This is a genomic window from Scopulibacillus daqui (genome assembly GCF_016908855.1).
GTDB lineage: Bacteria > Bacillota > Bacilli > Bacillales > Sporolactobacillaceae > Scopulibacillus_A > Scopulibacillus_A daqui.
In genome coordinates this window covers 24,609-45,485 of the sequence record NZ_JAFBER010000022.1, presented here as the reverse complement: position 1 = coordinate 45,485, position 20,877 = coordinate 24,609, and the positions used below count along the sequence as shown (strand labels likewise).

The window sequence follows — 20,877 nt, the reverse complement described above, 5'->3', positions numbered from 1 at the left end:
TGATTTCCTTCTTTATTCGTAAGATTTCGAACAAAAATAGCCACTTTGAACGCCTCCTATAATCGTTCATTCTATTTATAGGTTTCGAAACAAAGTGGGAAAAACTTACCACAGTTACCAAACTATTTTTCTAGAAGGGGCACTAGTCCTTTGTCCTTACTTCCCCTTTTAATTTCTTCCCTTACAATAGCTCCTAAATGTATCCCTTTATTTTTCGGAAGGAATTTTAGCGTATCTGGAAATGTTGTGCATATTTTTGTTGAAAAGGGAACAGAAATTTTATTTGCTAATCCGAGGGTTATATCTGATTCATGAATAATGATTGGAATCTTTTTTAATCGTCCGGCAAGAATAACGGGAACCGAAACAAATCCTCCTTTTGAAAATATAATATCTGGTTTTATTTTTTGGATTATTTTATATGATTCTAAAGACCCTTTTAAAACTTTAAAAGGATCTTTAAAGTTTTCTAAGGAAAAATACCTTCTTAATTTCCCTGTTGAAATCGAGAAATATTTAACAAAAGGTATTTTTTTTATAATTTCATGTTCAATACCATACTTTGAACCTATATAATAGATTTCCCAACCGTTTTTATGTAACAAAGGAATTAGGGCAACATTAACAGAGACATGACCTGTAGAACCCCCACCCGTTAATAATATGGTTTTCATTTTTTCCTCCTCTTGAGTAAAAGGGTGTCTATATTAGTATTATATTATTAATTTAATAATAGATTAATAATATATTAAAGAGAAGGTGATGTTAGACTCAAAAGTAGACACAGATTATAATAATAACTAATAATAATTTCAAGGTCTGAAGACGGGTATGTCATTACACTTAATATGGTAAGAAATTTAATTAAGACTACGTGTTGCAAAAGATAGAGAAGATATGGATAGTACAATGTTTGATGACGATGGCGAATAAAGCTTACTATTTGATATATTCAAGCCGCCTCAAAAGCGGAAAACTTTTGAGGCAGCTTGCAGTTATACTTGTTGGAAACTTCCGCCGAACATCCAGCGCGGGTGAATCACATCGATATCAGCTAAATCATTATCAAAGATTAAATTAAAGTTTGCCGGATAAGTAAGAAAAGCCCCAACCGGCGCCATCATATTATTTTGCTTTAAGGGTGAACTCCAGCCGAAAACTTGATTCTCGCCGTTCATAATGACAGCGTTATCTTTTGCAGAAGCAATATTATTAACATTAAACTCGATGAGAATAGGCATGATAACACTTCGCTTTCACTAGGTTTAACATTTGTGATTACACGGTTTGCCCGATTGTGCCGCCTTGGATATCCGGTTCAATAATGACATTGTCGGCAGCATCTTGATCAAATATGATATTAACGTTGGCCGGACTAGAGACAAGAAATCCAACTGCGTATTGCATGTTGTTTTGGTTGACAGGCGATATCCATCCAAACCCCTGATTTTCTCCGTTTAGGATACCGCCGTTATCGGCAGCAAAGCCAATCGTTGCTGCATTGTAAACGATGCCAATAGCCATAGGTAACCCCCATTTGCAATTAAATTTAATTGATTTAAACGGTCTGGCCAATTGTGCCAGCTTGAAAATCAGGAACAAAAATAACATTATCGGTGACATCTTGATCGAATATGATATTTATATTTGCGGGAGTGCCGCAAAAGTAACCGACATCAATGTGCATATTATTTTGTTTGACAGGTGACGTCCAGCCAAATCCTTGATTTTCGCCGTTTAAAATACCGCCATTATCGGCAGCGAAGCCAATTGTCGCCATATTATATACGATGCCAATAGTCATATGAATCCTCCCAAAAAGCTATTTTACACTCCACATAATATCTTGGTCGTTAATGGTCGTATCAATTTTATCGTTGTCCCATAAAATATTGATATTATAAGGCAAAGGGTTATGATGACCGCCTATTGTACCTAAGCCGGAATTTGTTTTCGCATGTGAGGACCAGCCAAATTGATTATTTGCGCCATTAAATACACCGGCACCGCTTGCAGCGCTGTTAATGGCAATATTGTCAAACTGAATGCCAATATTTACTTGCTCTGGATTATCGACCATAAACGAACACCTCTTCAAAGTGATTCAACATATTTTATTCATTGATAAGTATATTGTGCGAAAGCCCGTTAAAATGTGGCGGCTAATCTCCTCGTCCAATAACGCCGAATTGAATGTCTTCTCTGTATACAACGGCATCAACCATATCTTCGTCAAAAACTAAATTGACGTTATGAGGTCCATGAATATCATGACCGACAACACCGAAGCTCCTATTTTTCTTCAAGTGGCCGCTCCAGCCAAACCCTTCATTCTCACCATTAAAAATACCGGCATTATCAGCACCGAGATTAAGAATTGCCCCGTTGTAGCGAATGCCAATATTCATTAACACCACTCCTCTTCATTCCTAATAACAAAATTATTCGTCTGTGCCTAAGTTCTTTAAAACAGTTTATGCCAGAATTTTTATCGGGTGAGAAATAAGCGGGAATAATTAACTATCATGAATTAAAGAGGAGCGATATCTGTGAATCATCGCAAAAAAATGCTAAACAGACCAGCATTGGCGGGAAAATGCTCAATAACAAAAAATCGCGCCTTGAGAGCACGATTTTTTTGCGGCAATGATATTCCACTTTAATATTTCTTAAAAATATCATGCGGTTGTTATTCTTTAATAACAGGCAAAACTTTGGTTGCTTTAACCATTTCTGATTGGCATAATGGACAAGTCGGCTCAGAGTCAAATGAAAAGGCATCTCTCATCCAACCTGAACAATCCTCATTAGTGCAGCTCCAAATGTCAGTTTCAACTTCAGGGATAGGTTCTTGCGGTCCTTTATTAAACGCCATGTAAATCTTCCCCTTTTCTTTAGAAGTGTTCAAAAAGTCCAACTTGATCTTCCTTTTCGAACAATCACGTCTATGTATAGTATATCCTAAATTTCCAGAAAAATAAATTGATCTGTCGCCTGTTATGTTTTTTAAAAAACCCAGTGTGCAGACAGCGAAAAGTATGTGGAAATTACCATAATCTCAACTTGCTGTCAGCTTTTATGGGAAAATAAATAAAAAGCATGATGGAGGCACAAGTTTTATGAAAGCAGCAACGATAGGTATTGTTGACGACGATGCTAATATCAGGCGTGTATTGGAGGCTTATCTGCAAAAAGAAGGGTATCACACGGTCGGTATGGGAACAGCCGAAGAGGGGCTTGAATATTTAATTAAAAATATGCCCGAACTATGGGTTTTAGATATCATGCTGCCGGGAATGGACGGCTATGATTTTTGCCGGGAAATCAGAAAAAGAAGCGATGTGCCGATTATTTTTATCTCGGCAAAAGATGAGGAAGTCGATAAAGTTCTAGGTTTGGAGCTTGGCAGCGATGATTACTTAACGAAACCTTTCAGTCCGAGAGAGCTTGTCGCAAGGGTAAAACGGCATCTGCACCGTTGGTATACATTGAAGGAAGCACAGAATGACCCTTCGGCTAAAGCACTTAACATTGACCAATTGAAAATAGACTTGCGAAAAAGGCTAGTGTTTTGGAGAGGGCAAGAGATTCAAGTGACAAATAAAGAATTTCAGTTTGTTGAATTGCTGACAAAAAATGCAGATCAAGCGTTATCCAGAGAAAGCATTTTAGATCATATATGGGGAAACGATTATTTTGGCAATGATCGTGCAGTTGATGATTTAGTTAAAAGGATCAGGGGGAAAATGAAAGACTTTCCGCTTGAAACAGTTCGGGGGTACGGCTACCGTTTAAGGTTGGATCGAAGTGTAGAAAAATGAAGCTCAAGCATCAATTAAACTTCTCATTCATTGCTCTTATATTTATTGTTCTTGGACTGGCTGCCTATGTCTTTTATTCCTTGCTTTTAAATATGCTTATTGATAATCAATTTAATGAATTAAGGGCGAAGGGCCAAGCTTTCGTAAATGAAATGAAGGGCCAGAAAGAAGAAGTCATTGCTGAAGAATTAAAGCGATTGTCGGCACCTCCCGGGAATGCTGGAAACATTAATGTCCTGTTAGTGAATATGAATGAAAAAAAGCTGCTGTTTTCTTCACTGTCATCCGAGGCCACAAATACTTTTTCAAAGAAACTGCAATATGATCCGTCCAAAGCTTTAAGAGGGGTATGGAATACTTCGGGCGGCCAATACGTCGCAGAGACCTTTCAATTAATATCGAATGACGGCAGGATGGCCTTGGTGCTGGCCACGCCGTTGACAGGGCTGAAGGAACTGCAATGGAATATTGCTGTAAAGTTATTCTTGATCCTTGGTATTGGAGGCATTATAGCATTTATATTAAGCACCATCATTACAAGAAGGCTAGTGACTCCTCTGTCACACGTGAACACAGCTTTAAAACAAATGACAAAAAGGCAGTTTGATGACATTGAAAATGTAAAAGCAGGCGGCGAAATTGGCGAAGTAGCCGTTTCCGTTTCGCAAATGGCTGAAGAACTTAAGAAATATATGAATACGCAAACATACTTTTTTCAAAATGCTTCCCATGAATTAAAGTCTCCGCTGATGACGATTAGAGGCTATGCTGAAGGGATTAAGGACGGTGTTTTTTCCGGTCGGGAGGCTCAGGAAGGATTAAAGCTGATCATTAATGAAAGCGATCGTATGAAAGCCTTGGTCACAGAGATGGTTCTCCTTGCAAAATTAGAGACTGAAGAGAATATCTATCATGTTAGGCAAGTATCAGTAAAAGAAGTGATGAGCAAGGCCGTCGAACGGTTAACACCGTTAGTCAATGAGAGTCATAAAATCATTCATATCCATGATTGTTTAGAAGAATTAGGTTTAATTCAAGCGGATGCCGATAAATTAATGCAAGCCTTTCTTAATATTCTTTCAAACGCGTTAAGACATGCAAATAAGATGATTGAAATTAAGTATTATAACGAAAAGGGTTATATTAAAGTAGACATTGCCGATGATGGCCCGGGTATATCTAACGAGATATTGCCATACATTTTTCATAGATTTATTAAAGGCAGCCAAGGACAAACCGGTCTGGGTTTAGCCATTTCCCGGGCTATTGTTGAAGGCTGCGGAGGAGACATCAGTGCCTGTAACCAAGAAACGGGGGGAGCCGTCTTTACTTTAAGCTTTCCTAAGGCATAATGAACCCTGTGCCTGAATGCCTGTTTGGTTATCCCTGAGCAACTTTACTTTTGACTTGCAGAAGGAAGGTCAGATTAAGGTTGCTTGGGATTTTTTATTTATTAATAAATTCAGATCTGGTCATTTTTGAAGCCTTTGAGCAAATTTTAAATGGCCTAATAAAATGAGATATAAAATAGGATATATTGGGGCTGAATACTTGAGATGCCATCCGTTGTAGTAGAATAGCCCTGTTTTGACAGCCAGCCACTCATAGCCGACCGAAAAGAGCGACCATGAAATAATATAAACGGCCTTAATCCGGGCTTTGCGTCTAAAAGGGAAATAATTTAGAAATAACATGCTAATGAGCGGATAAATGCCCAAAAAGATCATAAAGTCGCCGTAAGACACACCAGGCCTAAAATATCCATAGAGATGGCACTTCTCTCCTAAAATAAGATCTACGGAATACGCCATAACGACCGCAAATAGTGAAGTGCTGTATAAGTCAATTTTTTTTATCCGTTTTTTTGAAATAATAACTAAAATAACAAGCACGATTAATGTGATGATCGTTAAAACCATGGGAGGCGCCCCCTTAAACATTCAATTTTCCAACTCGCAAAGCTTGGTTTTCCCAAAGAATCTTTTCGACTGTTGTCTCTTCATGATTTTGGCAGCAGATAATGAGAATCACTTCGGTGTTATTTTTTTGAGCGCCTTTCTCTTTTTTGCGAGTCATTAAAATATCAATAATGAGCCCAATGGTAAAACCTGTTGCAGCGCCAATTAATCCCCAGATAATCGGTCCCCATTTTAGTTGAAAGCCAATGCTCGCTCCGATGACAGCTAAGGCAGTAGCTAAAGCAGCCCCTAAATCAAACAGGCTTGTACCGTCTGAATGATGAATCGTATCAAATAACCGGTTTTGGCAATCTCGATTCTCCAGCGGGACAGCAAGAATATTTTGATCATTAATCCCGTTTTTTTCTAATAAAGAGAGCGCTGATTCTAAATAAATAGAGTGATCGAAAGCAGCTATCATAAACATTGTTTTCACCTATTCTTAAAAGCTATCATGTCTTGCAGCATCCAATGAGCTTTTTGGAAATGTTTCTTTAAAAACGTTTTCTGCTCATTATCAAATAACTTATTGTTTTCAACGGTATTAACGTAGGCATCATAAATAGAGAAAAAATAAAGAGATGGCAGGTACAAGAACCATTCGCTGCGCAGAATGTGATTGGCTTCATTTAACTTGCCGAGAGTCAGGAAATAAACCCCTTCCAGTATTCTTGAACTGTAAATATTGAAAATCCACCAAATCATCATCACAAAGGCTATGATAATCCTGTGTATATAGAGCTGGCCTGTTCCCGGCATGAATGCCGACCACATCGCAGCAACCCAGGGCTTTCTTTTATCAAGGTAATTGATTTCAAAACCGGTGATTTGAAAAATGGCAAAGCTATGATTTTCGTTTTTCGCTAAAATATAAATTTTGTTTAAATCAACTGCCGTTCGGTAACTATCCCAAATCGCATACAAATATACAGGAATATATAAAAGCATCCATTTCGTATCAAGGGCGAGTTTCGCTAATTCAAAATGTCCGGTAAAGGAATAGATCATCGCGTTATTGATGTTTGCGTTCGTATTGATGATAAATTCCCAAAAAACGAGTACAAACCCTCTTATGTATTTGGAAAGGAGGAGATGGCCAAACCCGGGAAGCGCGGCAGACCACCACGCTATGATTAAGGGAGACCTTAGATGAATTTGCGTTGTTCCTAATGAACTGACATAGGCTTGATAGCGCCTAGTCCTATTGCGATGAGATTCCAAGTCTTATAGCTCCTTTTCGTTTTTTTAAAAGCTATAGTCTTAAAACAGCCGTTATGATTATCAATGTTCAAAACAGTCTTGATTTAGAGATTTTTTATTTACTAAGGGCACCGTTAATGACATCTGTTTCAATCGGGTAATGATCGGCGCAGATCTTGCGAATAGGCCTTTTAAGTGCTGCATCGACCTTTGGTTAAAAAGTTGTCTGTCAATCGGATTTTTTCTTTACTTTTGCTGATTAGAATGCCCTCAATGGCCCGTTTTTATAAAAAAGACCGTCATGTACCCGGATTACTCTGTAATGCCTGTCTGTGTAATATTAACCTTAACATTGACGTTTATTTTTGCATCTGGGTAGTGTTGATACCATTGATGTTCATTCCAGTTCCGTGTATAACTGCGGACTTGATCGCCTAAACCGAGGGGATCGACTCCTCTTTTTTGAAGAATTTCTGTGAGATTTTTCCCTTTATTTTCAAGATCTTTTTTTAATACTTTTGAGACTGCTTTAATATATTTTTGCGGATTATTTTGAACGGAAGCTTCGGTAATGATGCCGTTCAAATTTACGTTGATAAATATTTCGGGCTTGGCGCTTTTGCCGTTTCTCACTTTATATTTGACTTTGGATCCGATATTTTTGACTGTGACAAAATTATGGCGGCTTAATTTGATCGCATAAGTGCCTTGGTCGCACGGTTCATTTAAGATTTTGAAAATGAATGCATATTTATTAAAGGGCAAAAGCCCGATATAACGGTTATGTTTAATAAGCCCGATGCCTTCTATTTCAATGTGGTCGCCGTGTTTTTTTAGAACGGGCAGAAAGGCGTTGATACCTTTCCCGTAATAATCATAGAAATATTCATGAAGGTTTGTTACCGGGAAGTTTCTTTTAATATTTTGTTGAATTAAATCAAATAAGTACCGGGAAACATCCGGGTTAGATGCATATTGATTATCCAAAAGCCTTCTTGTACTGCCGTCGACGATAGCCACGAAGACGTTGCGGCCGATATGGGGATCTCTATTAAAGTAATCCAGATATTTTTCAATGCCTTTTTTGGCCAGCGTATCGTTAATGAGTATGACGGTTAATTTCCCTAATTTTAATTGTTGCTGTGATTCTGTTTGCAGCTTTTCTATCACTTCCTTATCTGAATGGGAAACAGCAGAAAAGGTATCTGTTGTGCCTTGTGACTGAGCACCGGTGCCTTGATTGGTGCTTTGGGTTTGAGCATAAATCGGGGCGACAACAGTGCCGAGAATCTTATGATCGCCGGCATCTTCAAAGCCAATTGCTTGAACAGTAAATATATCGTCAACAACATCTGTCGGCAGACAACCGGTTAAATTCATGCATAGCAATAAAATGAATAAGCCTTTGATCCATTTTTTATTTTTAGTCATTTTTTTTCACCTTTAAAAACAGCCATTGATAAATAAATAAAATGGGGATGTAAAAGTATATAAAGGTCGTACCGGTCATTGATACGGCAGTGTTCAATTTATCAATGACGATTCGATTTTTAAATAAGCAAGTGATGATTAAAATAGCTGTCAGTATGAACGGCAGAGTTATGATTTGTCTGATGGAAAATTGCTGTTTTAATCCTCTTGTAACCGTCCAAACACCAAGGCAAATGTTTGGCAAAATCACAAACAGCCAAATTGCCAAACCAAAATATTCGAACCGTTCGATAATCGGCAGTTTAACAATTTTCCACATCGCTAAGGTTGACCAAATGGTATGGCTGAGCTGTCTTTCACTAAAATAAATAAATATGACGATAGCGAGAATCACGTAAATAAAAGTTGTATACATTAACGCTGCATGGGCCCACTTTTTTGATTGGTCCGGATTTTTAATAAATGGATAATAAATAAAAATAAGTTCAAAGCCTAAAAAGCTTAATAACATTTGTTTAGACGCCCTTAATAGAGATGGCACAGAATGATTGAACAATGGAAGCAGGTTGCTGAAATGTGCATATTCTAAAGGGAAATAAACTAAAAGCAGCAAAAAGCCGCCATACACAAGACTTAGAAAACACATCCCGGTCACCGTTCGAAAACCCCCCACCACAAAGGTATAAACTAACAACAGGATCAAAAGGGAGAGTTCCCATGTTGGAAATTGGGGAAACAGCCAGATTTGTACGATCTCAATATAGCTTCTTAAAATGGTTACAACGTATGAAAAAAAATAGCTAAGGACAATCAGGTTTAACAATCCGCCAAGCCATTTTCCGAAAAGTTCCTTATGAATAGCGATCATATCGTTTTTGTTCCCGCGTTCGATAATTTTGTATATCAAATATAAAATAATATTTGTGCTGACGCCGGAAAGCAGAATTGAAATCCAAGCATCATACCCGGCAAAATGAGTAATGTAGCGGGCATAGCCAAGAATGCCGACACCAAATTGCATAGAAGTCATAAGAAAAAAAACAAGAAAGGGCGACACTTGACTATTTTCACTTATTTTTGGTTTTGTCAGCGTAGACGTCGGCATCATCAAGTTCCTTTCTTTATCCGTATGGAAAGTGTAAATGAGCGGCAGACCCTTGCCGAAGCGTTTTTGCCATAGAATATTTTTCTGCTGATTCTTGTCCGGCTGAAATCCGCGGGTTGCGGATACCAATGAATGATCATTCATCAATGTCCCTTTTTTCTTGAGAACGGGTTTTATTCATTCGCATCGGATCTTCCGGGCGCAAATATAGGGGTCTGGTGATTTGTTTATTCACTGGTATCCGGATAAACGTATCTTTCAAATCGGTAAACCGCGGTGGAAAAAAAGGTTCAACATAAGGTCTGCCCAACGATGTTAACTTAAGCAAATGCGATAAATAAAACCCAAAACAAAGCGCAATGCCGATTAACCCCCATAGCTGTGCCGCTATTAAGAATGGGAAACGTATTAAACGGATTGTGTTGCCCATTCGATAATTTGGTGTTGTAAAAGAAGCAAGGCCGGCCATCGCGACGATAATCAGCAATACATTGCTGGCAAGGCCGGCTTGAACAGATGCAGTTCCGATAACGAGACCGCCGACGATGCCTATTGTTTGACCGACTTTTGTCGGCAGTCTGGCACCAGCCTCTCTAAGCAGCTCGATCGTCAGTTCTAATATCAGCGCCTCAAAAATGGGCGGGAAGGGAATAACAGCCCGCGAAGAAATCAGCGTTGCCAGCAGGTCCCTAGGTATGACTTCATAATGATAGGTTAAAATGGCCACGTACAACGGTGTTGAAAATACAGAAAAAGTAACAGCAGCAAGACGTATCAGACGAATAAAAGAAGCAATATGCCAAGTAATAAAGTAATCATCAAAAGCTATAAAGAAGTCAACGATTGTCGTAGGAACAATGACGGCATGCGGAGAACCATCGACTAAAATAGCAATTTTCCCTTCGGCAATAGCTGAAGCCGTTCGATCCGGACGTTCCGTGTCAATAAATTGCGGAAAGGGCGAATGATGGCTGTCGGTTATAATTTGTGAAATGGTTGAACTGTCAACAATCTGATCAAACTCTATCGTTTTTATCCTTTGCCAGACAGTATTCACATTTTCCTGATTAGCGATGCCTTTAATATAAATGATAGAGACCCGGGTTTTAGATAATTTCCCGACCTTTGTTTCTTTCAAATAAAGATTAGGAAGAGGCAGTCTTTTGCGGACAAGGTTAATATTTGTATCCAGCGATTCGACAAACCCTTCCTTAGGGCCGACGATGCTTGTTTCAGTTTCCGGATTTGTGACTTGACGGTTTTCCGTTGAGGGAGCGGGAATAAGCAAACATTCAGAATCATCCTCTTTCATTTGAACGGCCATATGCCCTTCCAACATTTTGTCCTGGATTTGCCGGAGATCCTTTGTCACAAGTGTATCTTCAATAGGCAAATTTGCTTTAATGTCCATAAGGTTTTTAACATTGTTTTTAAAAATATAAGGTAGAATTTCCCTATGGACAGACTCCAGCCCGCAAATGGTTTTATAAAAAGAAATCCAGCAAGACATGGTATCTTGTTGGTGTTTGAAATGCGAAAAGTCATCAGACTGTTCCATATGCTTGAAAAGCTCTTTAATATCCTGAGGCTTTTGCTCCGGCATATTGAGTTTTTTGCGGCGTTTCTTCCAAGGCCATTTCATATGTATCCTCCATTAACCTTAGTCAGGGCTTAGGATTTGTTTTTTTCTCCTTTTTATGATCATTGATGAAAATCGCTGCAAAGGGCATCACCATAATCCAAAGAACTAATAAAAATAAACATATTTTCGCCCATTCATCCATTCGCAAGACAACCAAAACAAAGAAAATAAACAGCCATGGATAGAAACTAAGAAAAATAAGCATTGTAGTCATATGAGACCACCCTGTGTCTTTGTTAAAGATTATTTTTTACCAATGATCGCTCTATTATCCGCATTTTGGGAAGTTTTGGCCGCTGAATTTGTGAATGGCGATCATAAAACAAATGATTGACATCCTAAATGTAAACGGATACACTAAGGTTAGTGATTAGTTATTAGAAGAGAGTGAAAGTTATGCCACTTGACCGTGACCATCTCATTGGGAAGGAAGCGCTTATGATCCTCCTTCAGCCTGAAAAGAAGCTGTCAAAGGAATTAATTGATCTGGGTTGGCGCTCTTGTAAAGGGAAGGTAGGTTCCATGGATGCTCATAAAGTGGTGGCGGCTGTTGAAACAGCAGCAAAAAATCAAGGCATGATTGATCCGCAGCTATACCGGGAAACCCATGCTTTGTATCATACCATTATTGAAGCGCTCAGCGGTGTAACAAGGGGCAATAACCAGTTAGGCACTGTTTTAAGAACAGTGGGGTTAACATTTTCTATTGTTCGCGGAAACCCTTACAAAGATGAGCGTGAGGGAGAATGGCTTGCAGTTGCCTTGTATGGAACGATAGGCGCTCCGGTTAAAGGCCTTGAGCACGAAACCATCGGACTTGGCATTAATCATATTTAGAACAATTAAAAGCTTATTTGTCTGACTCTTTGGACATTCATTTGAATATTGAGCATAGCCCATAGCTATCAGTCAATAGGGGGCGTTCAGCGATGATTCAGTCGTTGTGCGGCCCCTTTTTGTCTTTTTTAAAACATGCCAATCCATTTGAGGGATTCTCAAAAATAATAAGAAAGCGGTGGTTACAATCGTTATTTTAGATGGAGAACGTTTAACATTTGAACAAGTCGAGAAGGTTTTAAATCATGGTGAGATGATTAAGGCGTCGGAAGAAAGTATGGCGCGGGTTGCCAAAAGCCGCGAAGCTGTTGAAAAAATCGTCAATGAAGGAAAGGTTATTTATGGCATTACAACTGGATTCGGCAAATTAAGTGATGTATACATTCAAGCCGAAGATGTTGAGGATTTGCAAATTAATTTAATTAGAAGCCATGCGTGCGGAGTTGGAGATCCTTTTCCTGAAAAAGTCAGCCGACTTATGATGCTATTACGGGCTAATGCTTTATTAAAAGGCTTCTCCGGCGTCCGTCCTATATTAATTGAAAGATTAATAGAACTTGTCAATAAAGGCATTCATCCTGTCATACCCCAACAAGGCTCATTGGGAGCAAGCGGCGATTTAGCTCCGTTGTCGCATTTGGCTTTGGTGTTGGTCGGAGAAGGCGAAGTGTTCTATGAGGGCGAGCGCCAGCCGACAGAAGCAGTGTTTCAGCGTTTGGGCATTTTTCCATTAACATTGACCGCTAAGGAAGGCCTGGCTCTTATAAACGGCACACAAGCGATGACGGCACAGGGCGTTGTGGCCGTTCTTGAAGCCATTCAATTGGCTAGGCAGTCAGAAGCGATTTCCGCCTTAACAATCGAAGCGCTTAACGGCATTATAACCGCTTTTGACGAATCTGTTCATAAAGCAAGAGGATACCAGGAGCAAATAGATGTCGCTGCCCGGCTTCGAGAGTATTTGTCCGGCAGCCGTCTTGTGACGGAGCAAGGAGAATTAAGGGTTCAGGACGCTTATTCGCTTCGCTGTATCCCGCAGGTTCACGGCGCAACTTGGCAAGCATTAAATTATGTTATCGAAAAATTAGAAATTGAAATGAATGCAGCGACAGATAATCCATTAATTTTTGATGATGGCGACAAAGTTATTTCTGGCGGAAACTTCCACGGACAGCCGATTGCTTTAGCGATGGACTTCCTGGGTATTACCATGGCGGAGGTCGCCAATATTTCCGAACGGCGCATCGAACGTCTCGTTAACCCGCAGCTTAATGACTTGCCGCCGTTTTTAAGCAAGAATTCAGGGCTGGAATCCGGAGCGATGATCTTACAATACACAGCAGCTTCTCTTGTGTCTGAGAATAAGACATTAGCCCATCCGGCAAGCGTTGATTCGATCCCGTCATCGGCAAACCAAGAAGATCATGTCAGCATGGGAACGATTGGCTCTCGACATGCTTATCAAATTATTCAAAATGTAAGAAGGGTATTAGCCATTGAACTATTCTGTGCCATGCAGGCATTGGAATTTCGGGATATTGACAAGATGGCTCCTCGAACCAAAGCGATTTACTTAAAGGGACGTGAGCATGCCCCTATGGTTGAACATGACCGTGTCTTTTCAAAAGACATTGAAAAACTGGCGGCCTGGCTGTCAACAGATGAATGGAAAGAATTATTTTTGGAGGAGCTGACGCTTTGATATGCGAAAATGAGGTCAAGCGAAGGTAAAACAAAAAGGACACTGTCCTGTAAAAGGGAAGTGTCCTTTCCTATCACATCTTATAAAAAATAGACAGAACAGCATAAGCGAACAGATTGGAATGAAGGGACTTCACACCCGGATTCCAGCCTCCGTCTTTGCCTATTTAGGATTTTTCAATCGGTTTTCTTTATTTTTGACCATGCACTTTCTATTTCTTTTTCATTCTGACAGTCGTAACAGCGAATACGATGGTTTTCTAAAACGACGCCTTGCAAAAAACCGCCTTCACAATAGACTGTTTTATTGCAATCAATACATTTTCCAACGGGTTCTTTTATGATGATCACTCCCTTTAAAATCTGGACGAAAAGATTGCCGTTTTCAATTATATAAATAAATGGAATTACTCTAATGTTATGATAATATGGAGTTATTCATGTGTACAGAGAAAGGTATCGGCAGTTTGGGAAATTATGTTTAATGTATAAAAGTGAGGCCATTTGCCTCACTTTTTGATTAAGCTTTAACTTTAAGCCGGGCTTTAAAGATAGTTTCCATCCATTTTGCAAATTGCAAAAGCTTGATGTCGCCAAAACGGCCTCCAGCTGCCTGCATGCCAACCGGCAAGTGCCCGCTGTTAAAACCGATCGGAATAGATATAGCCGGATGGCCGGTTAAATTATAGATTTGTGTCATCACCCAGTCGGAGTCAGGCTTGATGAGTTTGCCGTTAATTGTTTCAGGGCCTTCCAATTGATAGTCAAAGGCAGGAGCCGCAAGTGTCGGGGACAGCAAAATGTCGTAATCTGCAAATACTTTTTGTATGGCATGCCATACAAATGCCCGATAGCTTTCGAGAGATTTAAATTCTACAGCCGATAATTTTTTTCCTCTCTCAATCATGGCGAGCAGCCCGGAAGATAATTGATCCGAATGCTTCTCTGCTAATGCTCCGCAGCCGGCGGCTAATCCGACTGTCCAAAGCTTTTCAAAGTAATCAATGAACTCAGGCAAACTTTTTTGCAAATTGATTTGAACAGGTTCAACGGTGAACCCTTCAGTCTGCAGCTCATCTATTTTATTTAGAAATAGATGCTTTACTTCATCATCGATTTCATACATTCCAAAGTCTAATGTCCATCCTATTTTGAATGACTGATAGCCATGATACAGTGCTTCAATTGCAGATTCTTCTGTTGCAGTGACTGAAAACGGATCAGCGGCCGAAGCCCCTTTAATGACATCAAACATCAGCGCAGCATCATCAATGGAGCGGCTTAAAGTGCCATAATGAATAAAAGGTTCGTGATTGCCAAAGACACCGTCAAGATGATTATCATAAGGGACCATGCCAAAGCTTGGTTTAAAACCATAAACCCCGCAAAGAGAGGCAGGAATGCGAATTGATCCTCCGCCGTCGCTTCCCTCTGCTAAGGGAACGAATCCGGCGGCAACGGCAGCGGCTGAACCGCCGCTGGATCCTCCAGCCGTTTTTTCCTTATTCCAAGGATTGCGTGCTGCCCCGAATAATGGATTATCTGTGGTCGCCTTATGGCCAAATTCCGGTGTATTCGTTTTTCCCATTATAATGGCGCCGGCTTCTTTAAGGCGCTTGACAATTGTTGCGTCACGATCGGGAACATTGTCACGGTAGACGGAACATCCGTAAGTTGTTCTGATGCCCTTTGTATTGGTTAAATCTTTAATTGCTATGGGAATGCCTTCTAAAGGGCGCAGCGGATGGCTATATAAGTAAGCATTTTCCGCCTTTTTTGCTTGGATTAAAGCTTCCGGGCGATTGAGGGTCACAAAGGCGTTAAGATCTGGGTTAAGCGTGTCGATACGTTCAAATAATGCATGTACAACATCTATAGGAGAAAGTATTCGGGCTTTGTACAGATTAATGAGTTCCACTGCTGATAAATCATGAATATCCATATATGCCACACCTTTTTATGTTGAATAGTACATTCATTTCGTTCATTATACCAAAAAAATGGGCTGTAAAGTTCAAAATAGGCTGACTATAAGGGGTTTTCTGCAACGGCGGCTCCCGAGTGCTGTATCCTTAATGATATAAATGAGTCAATCCCCTAATAAATTAGCACCCATATTCATCTAAAACATAATATAGGGTAAGAAAGCGTCAGCGATGTTAAAACAAAAAAACGCAAAGAGGGGGGAAAAATGAATAATTTTAACCCTTGGGATTTATTTCAAAAAGAGTTTTCGAAGCATCAAAATGGTTATGGACCTGCCGGGAGCGGCACAAAAAACGGATTCGATCTTTCATGGATTCATGATTTAACGAACAATATCTTAGAACAGACAAAAGCGCAATTCAATTCAAACTTTGACTCAAATATGGATCGAGGCAATCAAAATAAAGCGTATGAGCCGGATATATTTGAAACCCATAATATGATTCTGACCCGGATCGCGATCCCGGAACAAACAAACCCTGGTGATATTAAAGTTTTTTTTGATACAAATAAACTCTTTATACAAGGAATAGACATGGGAAGGGATCTTTACGTGAATCTTCCGGCTAATGGTTATGCAAAGGGGAGCAGCGCTGTCATCAAAGATCATTTTTTAGAAATAAAAATACCTAAAAAGAACACGGCATTTTCAGAAATTAGAGTTGAAATATTATAAACTTTGATAAACTCAATGACTAGCTGGTTGTGTTAATCAATAGCACATAAGTCTAGTCATTTTTTGCTTGCTATGTTTGTCCGGCTTTAAATCAAAAATTTTGAAGCAAATATTAATGGGTTCAGCCAGCGATGGTTAAACCCATTAACAATCCTAATCAAACCATTAAGATTCGTCGACGCTTATTTCAGTTAATGGCTCAGGCCCTTTTTTGAGCATACGGATCTCTAGGATATTGCTTTTATATTCTGCTTTTGCAAATTTGGGACGGACAGGTGAAGGAAGCGGAATTTTTAAATCGTCCGGGTCATCGGGCAATCCTTTTACATACAAGTGGTAAGTATCCATATAAATTCTTGGCTGAATCCGTCCATCTATACGATCTATGGGGATTCGGGCAATAACGAAATCATGGGTTTCAAATACTTGGTAATCATGTGAAGCGCTTTGCTGTCCGGATGTTCCAGCTGAACGATTGAACCGCTGATTTTGGGAGTCCGGCTCATTTCGCTGGTTTTTGAGAAAATCAGGAAATGCCTGCTGGATGGAATCGTTGACCATCTTTTGAATATCAGCGCCGTTAAAAGGGAATCCTTGCATGAATGGTTGTTTCATATTATCGATATATGTCTGCAAGTCATTTGGGTTTGAAAAAGGAAACATTATTTTCCCTCCTTCATTTGTTGAAATAAATTAAGAAAATATAAATAGACATATAATAAAAACCTTTTTAAAGGAGTTATCATGAAAATTAAATTTGATGAACTTAAGATTGAGCAAGTCACGAAATCCTCAGGGGTGTTTTCAGGTAAAAACCTTCAAGACAGCTGGGTTTCAATAGGAAAAGAAAATCAGGGCTTCGGCGATATTTCGGGCATTAATAATAAGTCTCGACATCATATGAACATTGTTAACGACCAGGATAATCAAGATGTTCATAAAGAATAAGCCATTTCTATATTTAATTTATTCTTTAGGAAAACAAAGGTGCGGATAAATTCATTGGGTTGGGAGGCTTATGGCGATGGGTCTTTTATCTCCGTCATTTTTTATTGGGCAAATACGGGTAGGATCAATCAGTGATGCATCAGTTATGAATGTGGGAAATAACTTCCCAACTCATTTTGAAAGCAAGAAGAAACAGAATCAAGGCTTCGGCAGTATCACTGGCGATAATAACGATATTGAAGGCATACGCGCTTTACTCAATGATCCCGATTTTGTCGATATGCTCAATCAGTCTGAAATGGGGCAGCTTCCCGAGTGGCTGCAGGAAGCTATCGGCGTTGAAGAATCTGCAGACATAGGTGATCATGAAGCGGATGAACCGAATGATCAAGACGGGCACATGAATCAAGATGAAGCAAACAGCCATGAAGATCATCACAGTGAAGTTAGCCCGGATGACTTTGAATAGCCGCCAAAAAAAAGATGTCCCGCCTTAAAAAGGCAGGACATAGATGAAAGTGTGTTGGGGTTAGGGTTGTTATTATATTACCCATCTTAATATTTTATAAACCTATTTTATTAATTTTTTATATCGTCACTGTGAAGAGGCTCATCCTTATTTATGAAAATGTTAATGATTATAAGGTATGAAACATAGATTAGACAAAAAGGTTTTTTTCAAGGGGGAGTCAAGAGAGTGGAAACATTATCGCTGTTACTTTTAGTTTTTACACTTGGTATCCGCCATGGCCTGGACGCCGACCATCTTGCTTACATTGATGGTGTTGCTCGCTATAATTGGCGGAAAAACAGTCCTTGGGCCCGCTGGGTAGGAACATTTTTTTCATTTGGACACGGGCTGATTGTCGCTTCAATAGCTGTTATTCTTGGAATGGTCAGTCAAAATTTTCGGTATCCAAGTTATTTTGATGCGATTGGTACCTGGGTGTCTGTTTTATCTTTATTTCTTATCGGCACACTAAATATTTATAATCTTTTACATACTGAAGATAAAGATTATGAGCCAAAAGGGATTAAAGGCAAGGTTATTCCAAAAGTTTTCAGCGAGACAACCAACCCATTAATGATTATTTTGACAGGCATTGTTTTTGCTGCTGCCGCAGATACAGTAAGTCAAACGGCTGTATGGGCTTTAGCAGCTTCTCATTTTTCCAGCTACATGCCAATTATTCTAGGATTGACCTTTATGATAGGTATGATGTTAACCGACACCGCTGATTCTTTGATCACCTTTCGAATGATTAACCAGTCGGGAAAAATGGGCCAGACGGCTTCGAAAGTTATGGGATGGGTCATTGTTGCCCTCGCTTACGGGGTATCCTTATATGAAGCCGTAACCTATTTCAACCCTTCAATGGAAATTAATTTTGAAGCTGTCGGTGTTGCTTTATTTACGATTATTGTTTGTATCTATACTGCTTTAAGATTCAGGAAGGGGAATCGTTTGCGCGAGGATTCTGATATGACTAGTTAGAAAACGATAGGTCGTCAGTGTTCTTGTCTAAAAAAGGCATGAAATGAAGGGATTGCTTATGTTTTGGAGGAGAAAAAATGACCAAAAGCTTCTGGAACTAGAAAGAAAAATTGAAGCTATCAGAAGTTTATTATTGGAAAAGAAGCATGAGGTCAATCACCATGTTGTATTGGACAACAGGCATCCGCCCCAGCCTGGACAGCAAACGAATAAAAGTCCTGAATTAGAAAGAACGCTTGATTCGATTAGGAGGCTGGAATTTGAAAAGAAGAAAGAATTAGAAAGAACACTTGACGCGATAAAGAAACTTCAATTAGATAAGAGGCAGGAGTCAGAAAGAACACTTGATGCTATAAGAAAAATGGAATCAGATAAAAGAACGGAACTGGATAAAAAACTCGAAAAGGTTGAAGATTTGCTAACTAAACTGGGCAAGAAAGCTTTTACTTATGAAGTAACGGTTGAAAATTTGCATGTTCATGATCCAAAACTCGATAATCTGACATTTTCTTTTGATGCGTTGGACGTAAAAGAAGTCAGCGGCGCATTAAATTTAGGGAATAATTTTGGTGTAAAAGTTGATCAAACAGGAAAGAAAAAGAAAGATCTGCCGCCGGGAGGATCTGACAGACAGAATGGTTCTCCTAGCGTGAAATTTAAGAAGAAGGAAGATTCGCCGCAAAATAAGAAAGACCAAAAAGATCAATCAGTGAAAAAACAAAAGAATATTGAGCGGCAATCTTCGCCAACTGATTTAAAAGATCCTAAGACACCTGTCAAACAAACGCAATCCCAAGAAACGGCCAAAATTAACCTTATCCCGGATCATCAAGCAAACCAAAACGACATGAATCATCTCAAAGAACATAGACCGCCTAAGCAGCCTCCTGTGAGAAAGTTTGAAGAATTTACAATTCATTATATAGAAGACAAGGAAGAAAAGACGAATAAGGCAGCTAAAGCCTCAAAGCACCCGCAGCCAACAATGAAAAAGGAAGAGGCGGAAACTTCCGCTATTCGAAATTTAGAAGCCAGTAAAAAAATCCCTGAGGAAGAAACAGCGAGAGGAAGGAAAATGCCGCCGCCAATAAGGCCGAGCGGAAAAACGGAAAACCCAAGCATGAATCAAGGCGTAAAAGAAAGCAGAGGCATATCAGAGAAAGAAGGAGCAAGAGGAAGGAAAACGCCGCCGCCAATAAGGCCGAGCGGAAAAACGGAAAACCTAAGAATGAATCAAGGCGTAAAAGAAAGCAGAGGCATACCAGAGAAAGAAGGAGCGAGAGGAAGGAAAACGTCGCCGCCAATAAGGCCGAGCGGAAAAACGGAAAACCCAAGCATGAATCAAGGCGTAAAAGAAAGCAGAGGCATACCAGAGAAAGAAGGAGCGAGAGGAAGGAAAACACCGCCGCCAATAAGGCCGAGCGGAAAAACGGAAAATCCAAGCATGAATCAAGGCGTAAAAGAAAGCAGAGGCATACCGGAGAAAGAAACAGCGAAGATAAGGAAAAAAGCACCGCCGCCGCTAAGACCCAGTGTAAAAGCAGAAAAGATGAGTAACAATGATGACGTAAAGGCCTTGAACGGCGTGCCGCGACAAGAAGCTGCCAAATCTCAGACGAATGCACCGCAAGGGAAACAAAGCGAAAATCCCCAAAAACGACATGTTAATCAACAATTAAAAGATGTCAATCAGCCCCTGATTAAAAAGAGTAACGGTGTTCAAGTCCCAAATAATCGTACAAATAAACAAACAGAGAATAATATGCCGACAAACCCATTTGATAAAATAAAAGTCTTGTCTCCATCAATCGTTGATCAGAAGCTGAAAGAATTAAGAAATCAACAATTGGCAAATAAGAAGCCGCCACTATGGAAACCGTCCCTGCCGCTGCAAGAAAATTTAAGTCAGAGGCCTGATCTCACTATTAATAATCATAACTTTTTAAAAAATGCAAAAAGGGGACTGGAAAATACTAAAAAACTCAATCAACTTCAGCAATTCCAGCAGCCCGTCCATGTCAAACATAAAAAAGGCAGTTTTCCATACCGTCCAGATTTACCCAAAGATAAAAAGTGA

At 39.6% G+C, this 20,877-nt stretch carries 25 protein-coding genes and 1 pseudogene; 9 read left to right on the top strand and 17 right to left on the bottom strand.

Features of this window, described 5'->3' with window-relative positions:
- Positions 1–146: 146 nt before the first annotated feature.
- From JOD45_RS13475 to JOD45_RS13445, 7 genes and pseudogenes are all read right to left on the bottom strand, one after another.
- Positions 147–674, bottom strand: a pseudogene (locus JOD45_RS13475) (glycosyltransferase); the annotation flags it as partial.
- A gap of 321 nt (positions 675–995) precedes the next feature.
- Positions 996–1,241, bottom strand: a complete 246-nt coding sequence (locus JOD45_RS13470; RefSeq protein WP_205004421.1) for a hypothetical protein — start codon at positions 1,239–1,241, stop codon at positions 996–998.
- Positions 1,242–1,278: 37 nt separating this feature from the next.
- Positions 1,279–1,524 carry a hypothetical protein gene (locus JOD45_RS13465; RefSeq protein WP_205004420.1) on the bottom strand — a complete coding sequence of 82 codons (246 nt, stop codon included), beginning with the start codon at positions 1,522–1,524 and terminating at the stop codon, positions 1,279–1,281.
- A 34-nt stretch (positions 1,525–1,558) separates the two neighbouring features.
- Entirely contained in the window at positions 1,559–1,804 is a 246-nt protein-coding gene (locus JOD45_RS13460) for a hypothetical protein (RefSeq protein WP_205004419.1), read from the bottom strand.
- An 18-nt stretch (positions 1,805–1,822) separates the two neighbouring features.
- Positions 1,823–2,080: a hypothetical protein gene (locus JOD45_RS13455; RefSeq protein ID WP_205004418.1), complete on the bottom strand. Its 258-nt coding sequence runs from the start codon at positions 2,078–2,080 to the stop codon at positions 1,823–1,825.
- 82 nt (positions 2,081–2,162) lie between these two features.
- On the bottom strand, positions 2,163–2,408 hold the full coding sequence (locus JOD45_RS13450; RefSeq protein WP_205004417.1) for a hypothetical protein: 246 nt from the start codon (positions 2,406–2,408) through the stop codon (positions 2,163–2,165).
- Between the two features lie 281 nt (positions 2,409–2,689).
- Complete coding sequence (locus JOD45_RS13445; RefSeq protein ID WP_205004416.1) at positions 2,690–2,875, bottom strand: cold-shock protein; 186 nt, start codon at positions 2,873–2,875, stop codon at positions 2,690–2,692.
- Positions 2,876–3,119: 244 nt separating this feature from the next.
- On the opposite strand from JOD45_RS13445, the gene JOD45_RS13440 reads away from it, so the two are divergent.
- Both JOD45_RS13440 and JOD45_RS13435 read left to right on the top strand, forming a co-directional pair.
- Positions 3,120–3,821: a response regulator transcription factor gene (locus JOD45_RS13440; protein WP_205004415.1), complete on the top strand. Its 702-nt coding sequence runs from the start codon at positions 3,120–3,122 to the stop codon at positions 3,819–3,821.
- The gene (locus JOD45_RS13435; protein ID WP_205004414.1) at positions 3,818–5,173 is read left to right on the top strand and encodes a sensor histidine kinase; all 1,356 of its coding nucleotides are present in this window, start codon (positions 3,818–3,820) and stop codon (positions 5,171–5,173) included. Before JOD45_RS13440 ends, JOD45_RS13435 begins: the two co-directional genes overlap by 4 nt.
- A 120-nt stretch (positions 5,174–5,293) precedes the next feature.
- On the opposite strand, the gene JOD45_RS13430 is transcribed toward JOD45_RS13435, so the two are convergent.
- The 7 genes from JOD45_RS13430 to JOD45_RS13400 form a co-directional block, all read right to left on the bottom strand.
- Entirely contained in the window at positions 5,294–5,740 is a 447-nt protein-coding gene (locus tag JOD45_RS13430) for a CBO0543 family protein (RefSeq protein WP_205004413.1), read from the bottom strand.
- Between the two features lie 13 nt (positions 5,741–5,753).
- The gene (locus JOD45_RS13425) at positions 5,754–6,206 is read right to left on the bottom strand and encodes a hypothetical protein (protein ID WP_205004426.1); all 453 of its coding nucleotides are present in this window, start codon (positions 6,204–6,206) and stop codon (positions 5,754–5,756) included.
- Positions 6,207–6,211: 5 nt separating this feature from the next.
- Positions 6,212–7,000 (bottom strand): hypothetical protein, encoded by a 789-nt coding sequence (locus JOD45_RS13420; protein ID WP_205004412.1) that lies wholly within the window; start codon positions 6,998–7,000, stop codon positions 6,212–6,214.
- Between the two features lie 291 nt (positions 7,001–7,291).
- On the bottom strand, positions 7,292–8,410 hold the full coding sequence (locus JOD45_RS13415; RefSeq protein WP_205004411.1) for a Ger(x)C family spore germination protein: 1,119 nt from the start codon (positions 8,408–8,410) through the stop codon (positions 7,292–7,294).
- Positions 8,403–9,659 (bottom strand): GerAB/ArcD/ProY family transporter, encoded by a 1,257-nt coding sequence (locus JOD45_RS13410; RefSeq protein ID WP_205004410.1) that lies wholly within the window; start codon positions 9,657–9,659, stop codon positions 8,403–8,405. Before JOD45_RS13410 ends, JOD45_RS13415 begins: the two co-directional genes overlap by 8 nt.
- On the bottom strand, positions 9,652–11,157 hold the full coding sequence (locus JOD45_RS13405) for a spore germination protein (RefSeq protein ID WP_205004409.1): 1,506 nt from the start codon (positions 11,155–11,157) through the stop codon (positions 9,652–9,654). Before JOD45_RS13405 ends, JOD45_RS13410 begins: the two co-directional genes overlap by 8 nt.
- Before the next feature lie 22 nt (positions 11,158–11,179).
- On the bottom strand, positions 11,180–11,371 hold the full coding sequence (locus JOD45_RS13400) for a hypothetical protein (RefSeq protein ID WP_205004408.1): 192 nt from the start codon (positions 11,369–11,371) through the stop codon (positions 11,180–11,182).
- 182 nt (positions 11,372–11,553) lie between these two features.
- Here JOD45_RS13400 and hutP point away from each other — a divergent pair, with 182 nt between their 5' ends.
- Together hutP and hutH are read left to right on the top strand one after the other, a co-directional pair.
- Positions 11,554–11,994 carry a hut operon transcriptional regulator HutP gene (hutP, locus tag JOD45_RS13395; RefSeq protein ID WP_205004425.1) on the top strand — a complete coding sequence of 147 codons (441 nt, stop codon included), beginning with the start codon at positions 11,554–11,556 and terminating at the stop codon, positions 11,992–11,994.
- A 187-nt stretch (positions 11,995–12,181) separates the two neighbouring features.
- A complete protein-coding gene (gene hutH / locus JOD45_RS13390) occupies positions 12,182–13,696 on the top strand; it encodes a histidine ammonia-lyase (protein ID WP_205004424.1) in 1,515 nt (504 codons plus the stop codon).
- A 176-nt stretch (positions 13,697–13,872) separates the two neighbouring features.
- Here the strand turns inward: hutH and JOD45_RS13385 are convergent, their stop codons facing one another.
- Both JOD45_RS13385 and JOD45_RS13380 read right to left on the bottom strand, forming a co-directional pair.
- The gene (locus tag JOD45_RS13385; protein ID WP_205004407.1) at positions 13,873–14,046 is read right to left on the bottom strand and encodes a hypothetical protein; all 174 of its coding nucleotides are present in this window, start codon (positions 14,044–14,046) and stop codon (positions 13,873–13,875) included.
- 169 nt (positions 14,047–14,215) lie between these two features.
- Positions 14,216–15,637, bottom strand: coding sequence for an amidase (locus tag JOD45_RS13380; protein WP_205004406.1), 1,422 nt, complete (start codon positions 15,635–15,637; stop codon positions 14,216–14,218).
- A 249-nt stretch (positions 15,638–15,886) separates the two neighbouring features.
- Between JOD45_RS13380 and JOD45_RS13375 the strand changes: the two genes are divergently transcribed.
- Positions 15,887–16,357 (top strand): Hsp20/alpha crystallin family protein, encoded by a 471-nt coding sequence (locus tag JOD45_RS13375; protein ID WP_205004405.1) that lies wholly within the window; start codon positions 15,887–15,889, stop codon positions 16,355–16,357.
- Between the two features lie 165 nt (positions 16,358–16,522).
- Here JOD45_RS13375 and JOD45_RS13370 read toward each other — a convergent pair whose 3' ends face one another.
- Positions 16,523–17,020 carry a hypothetical protein gene (locus JOD45_RS13370; RefSeq protein ID WP_205004404.1) on the bottom strand — a complete coding sequence of 166 codons (498 nt, stop codon included), beginning with the start codon at positions 17,018–17,020 and terminating at the stop codon, positions 16,523–16,525.
- Positions 17,021–17,101: 81 nt separating this feature from the next.
- On the opposite strand from JOD45_RS13370, the gene JOD45_RS13365 reads away from it, so the two are divergent.
- The 4 genes from JOD45_RS13365 (at position 17,102) to JOD45_RS13350 (ending at position 20,877) form a co-directional block, all read left to right on the top strand.
- Positions 17,102–17,305 carry a hypothetical protein gene (locus tag JOD45_RS13365; protein ID WP_205004403.1) on the top strand — a complete coding sequence of 68 codons (204 nt, stop codon included), beginning with the start codon at positions 17,102–17,104 and terminating at the stop codon, positions 17,303–17,305.
- 76 nt (positions 17,306–17,381) lie between these two features.
- Positions 17,382–17,774, top strand: a complete 393-nt coding sequence (locus JOD45_RS13360) for a spore germination protein (RefSeq protein ID WP_205004402.1) — start codon at positions 17,382–17,384, stop codon at positions 17,772–17,774.
- Between the two features lie 228 nt (positions 17,775–18,002).
- The gene (locus JOD45_RS13355) at positions 18,003–18,800 is read left to right on the top strand and encodes a HoxN/HupN/NixA family nickel/cobalt transporter (RefSeq protein WP_205004401.1); all 798 of its coding nucleotides are present in this window, start codon (positions 18,003–18,005) and stop codon (positions 18,798–18,800) included.
- A gap of 58 nt (positions 18,801–18,858) precedes the next feature.
- On the top strand, positions 18,859–20,877 hold the full coding sequence (locus tag JOD45_RS13350) for a hypothetical protein (RefSeq protein WP_205004400.1): 2,019 nt from the start codon (positions 18,859–18,861) through the stop codon (positions 20,875–20,877).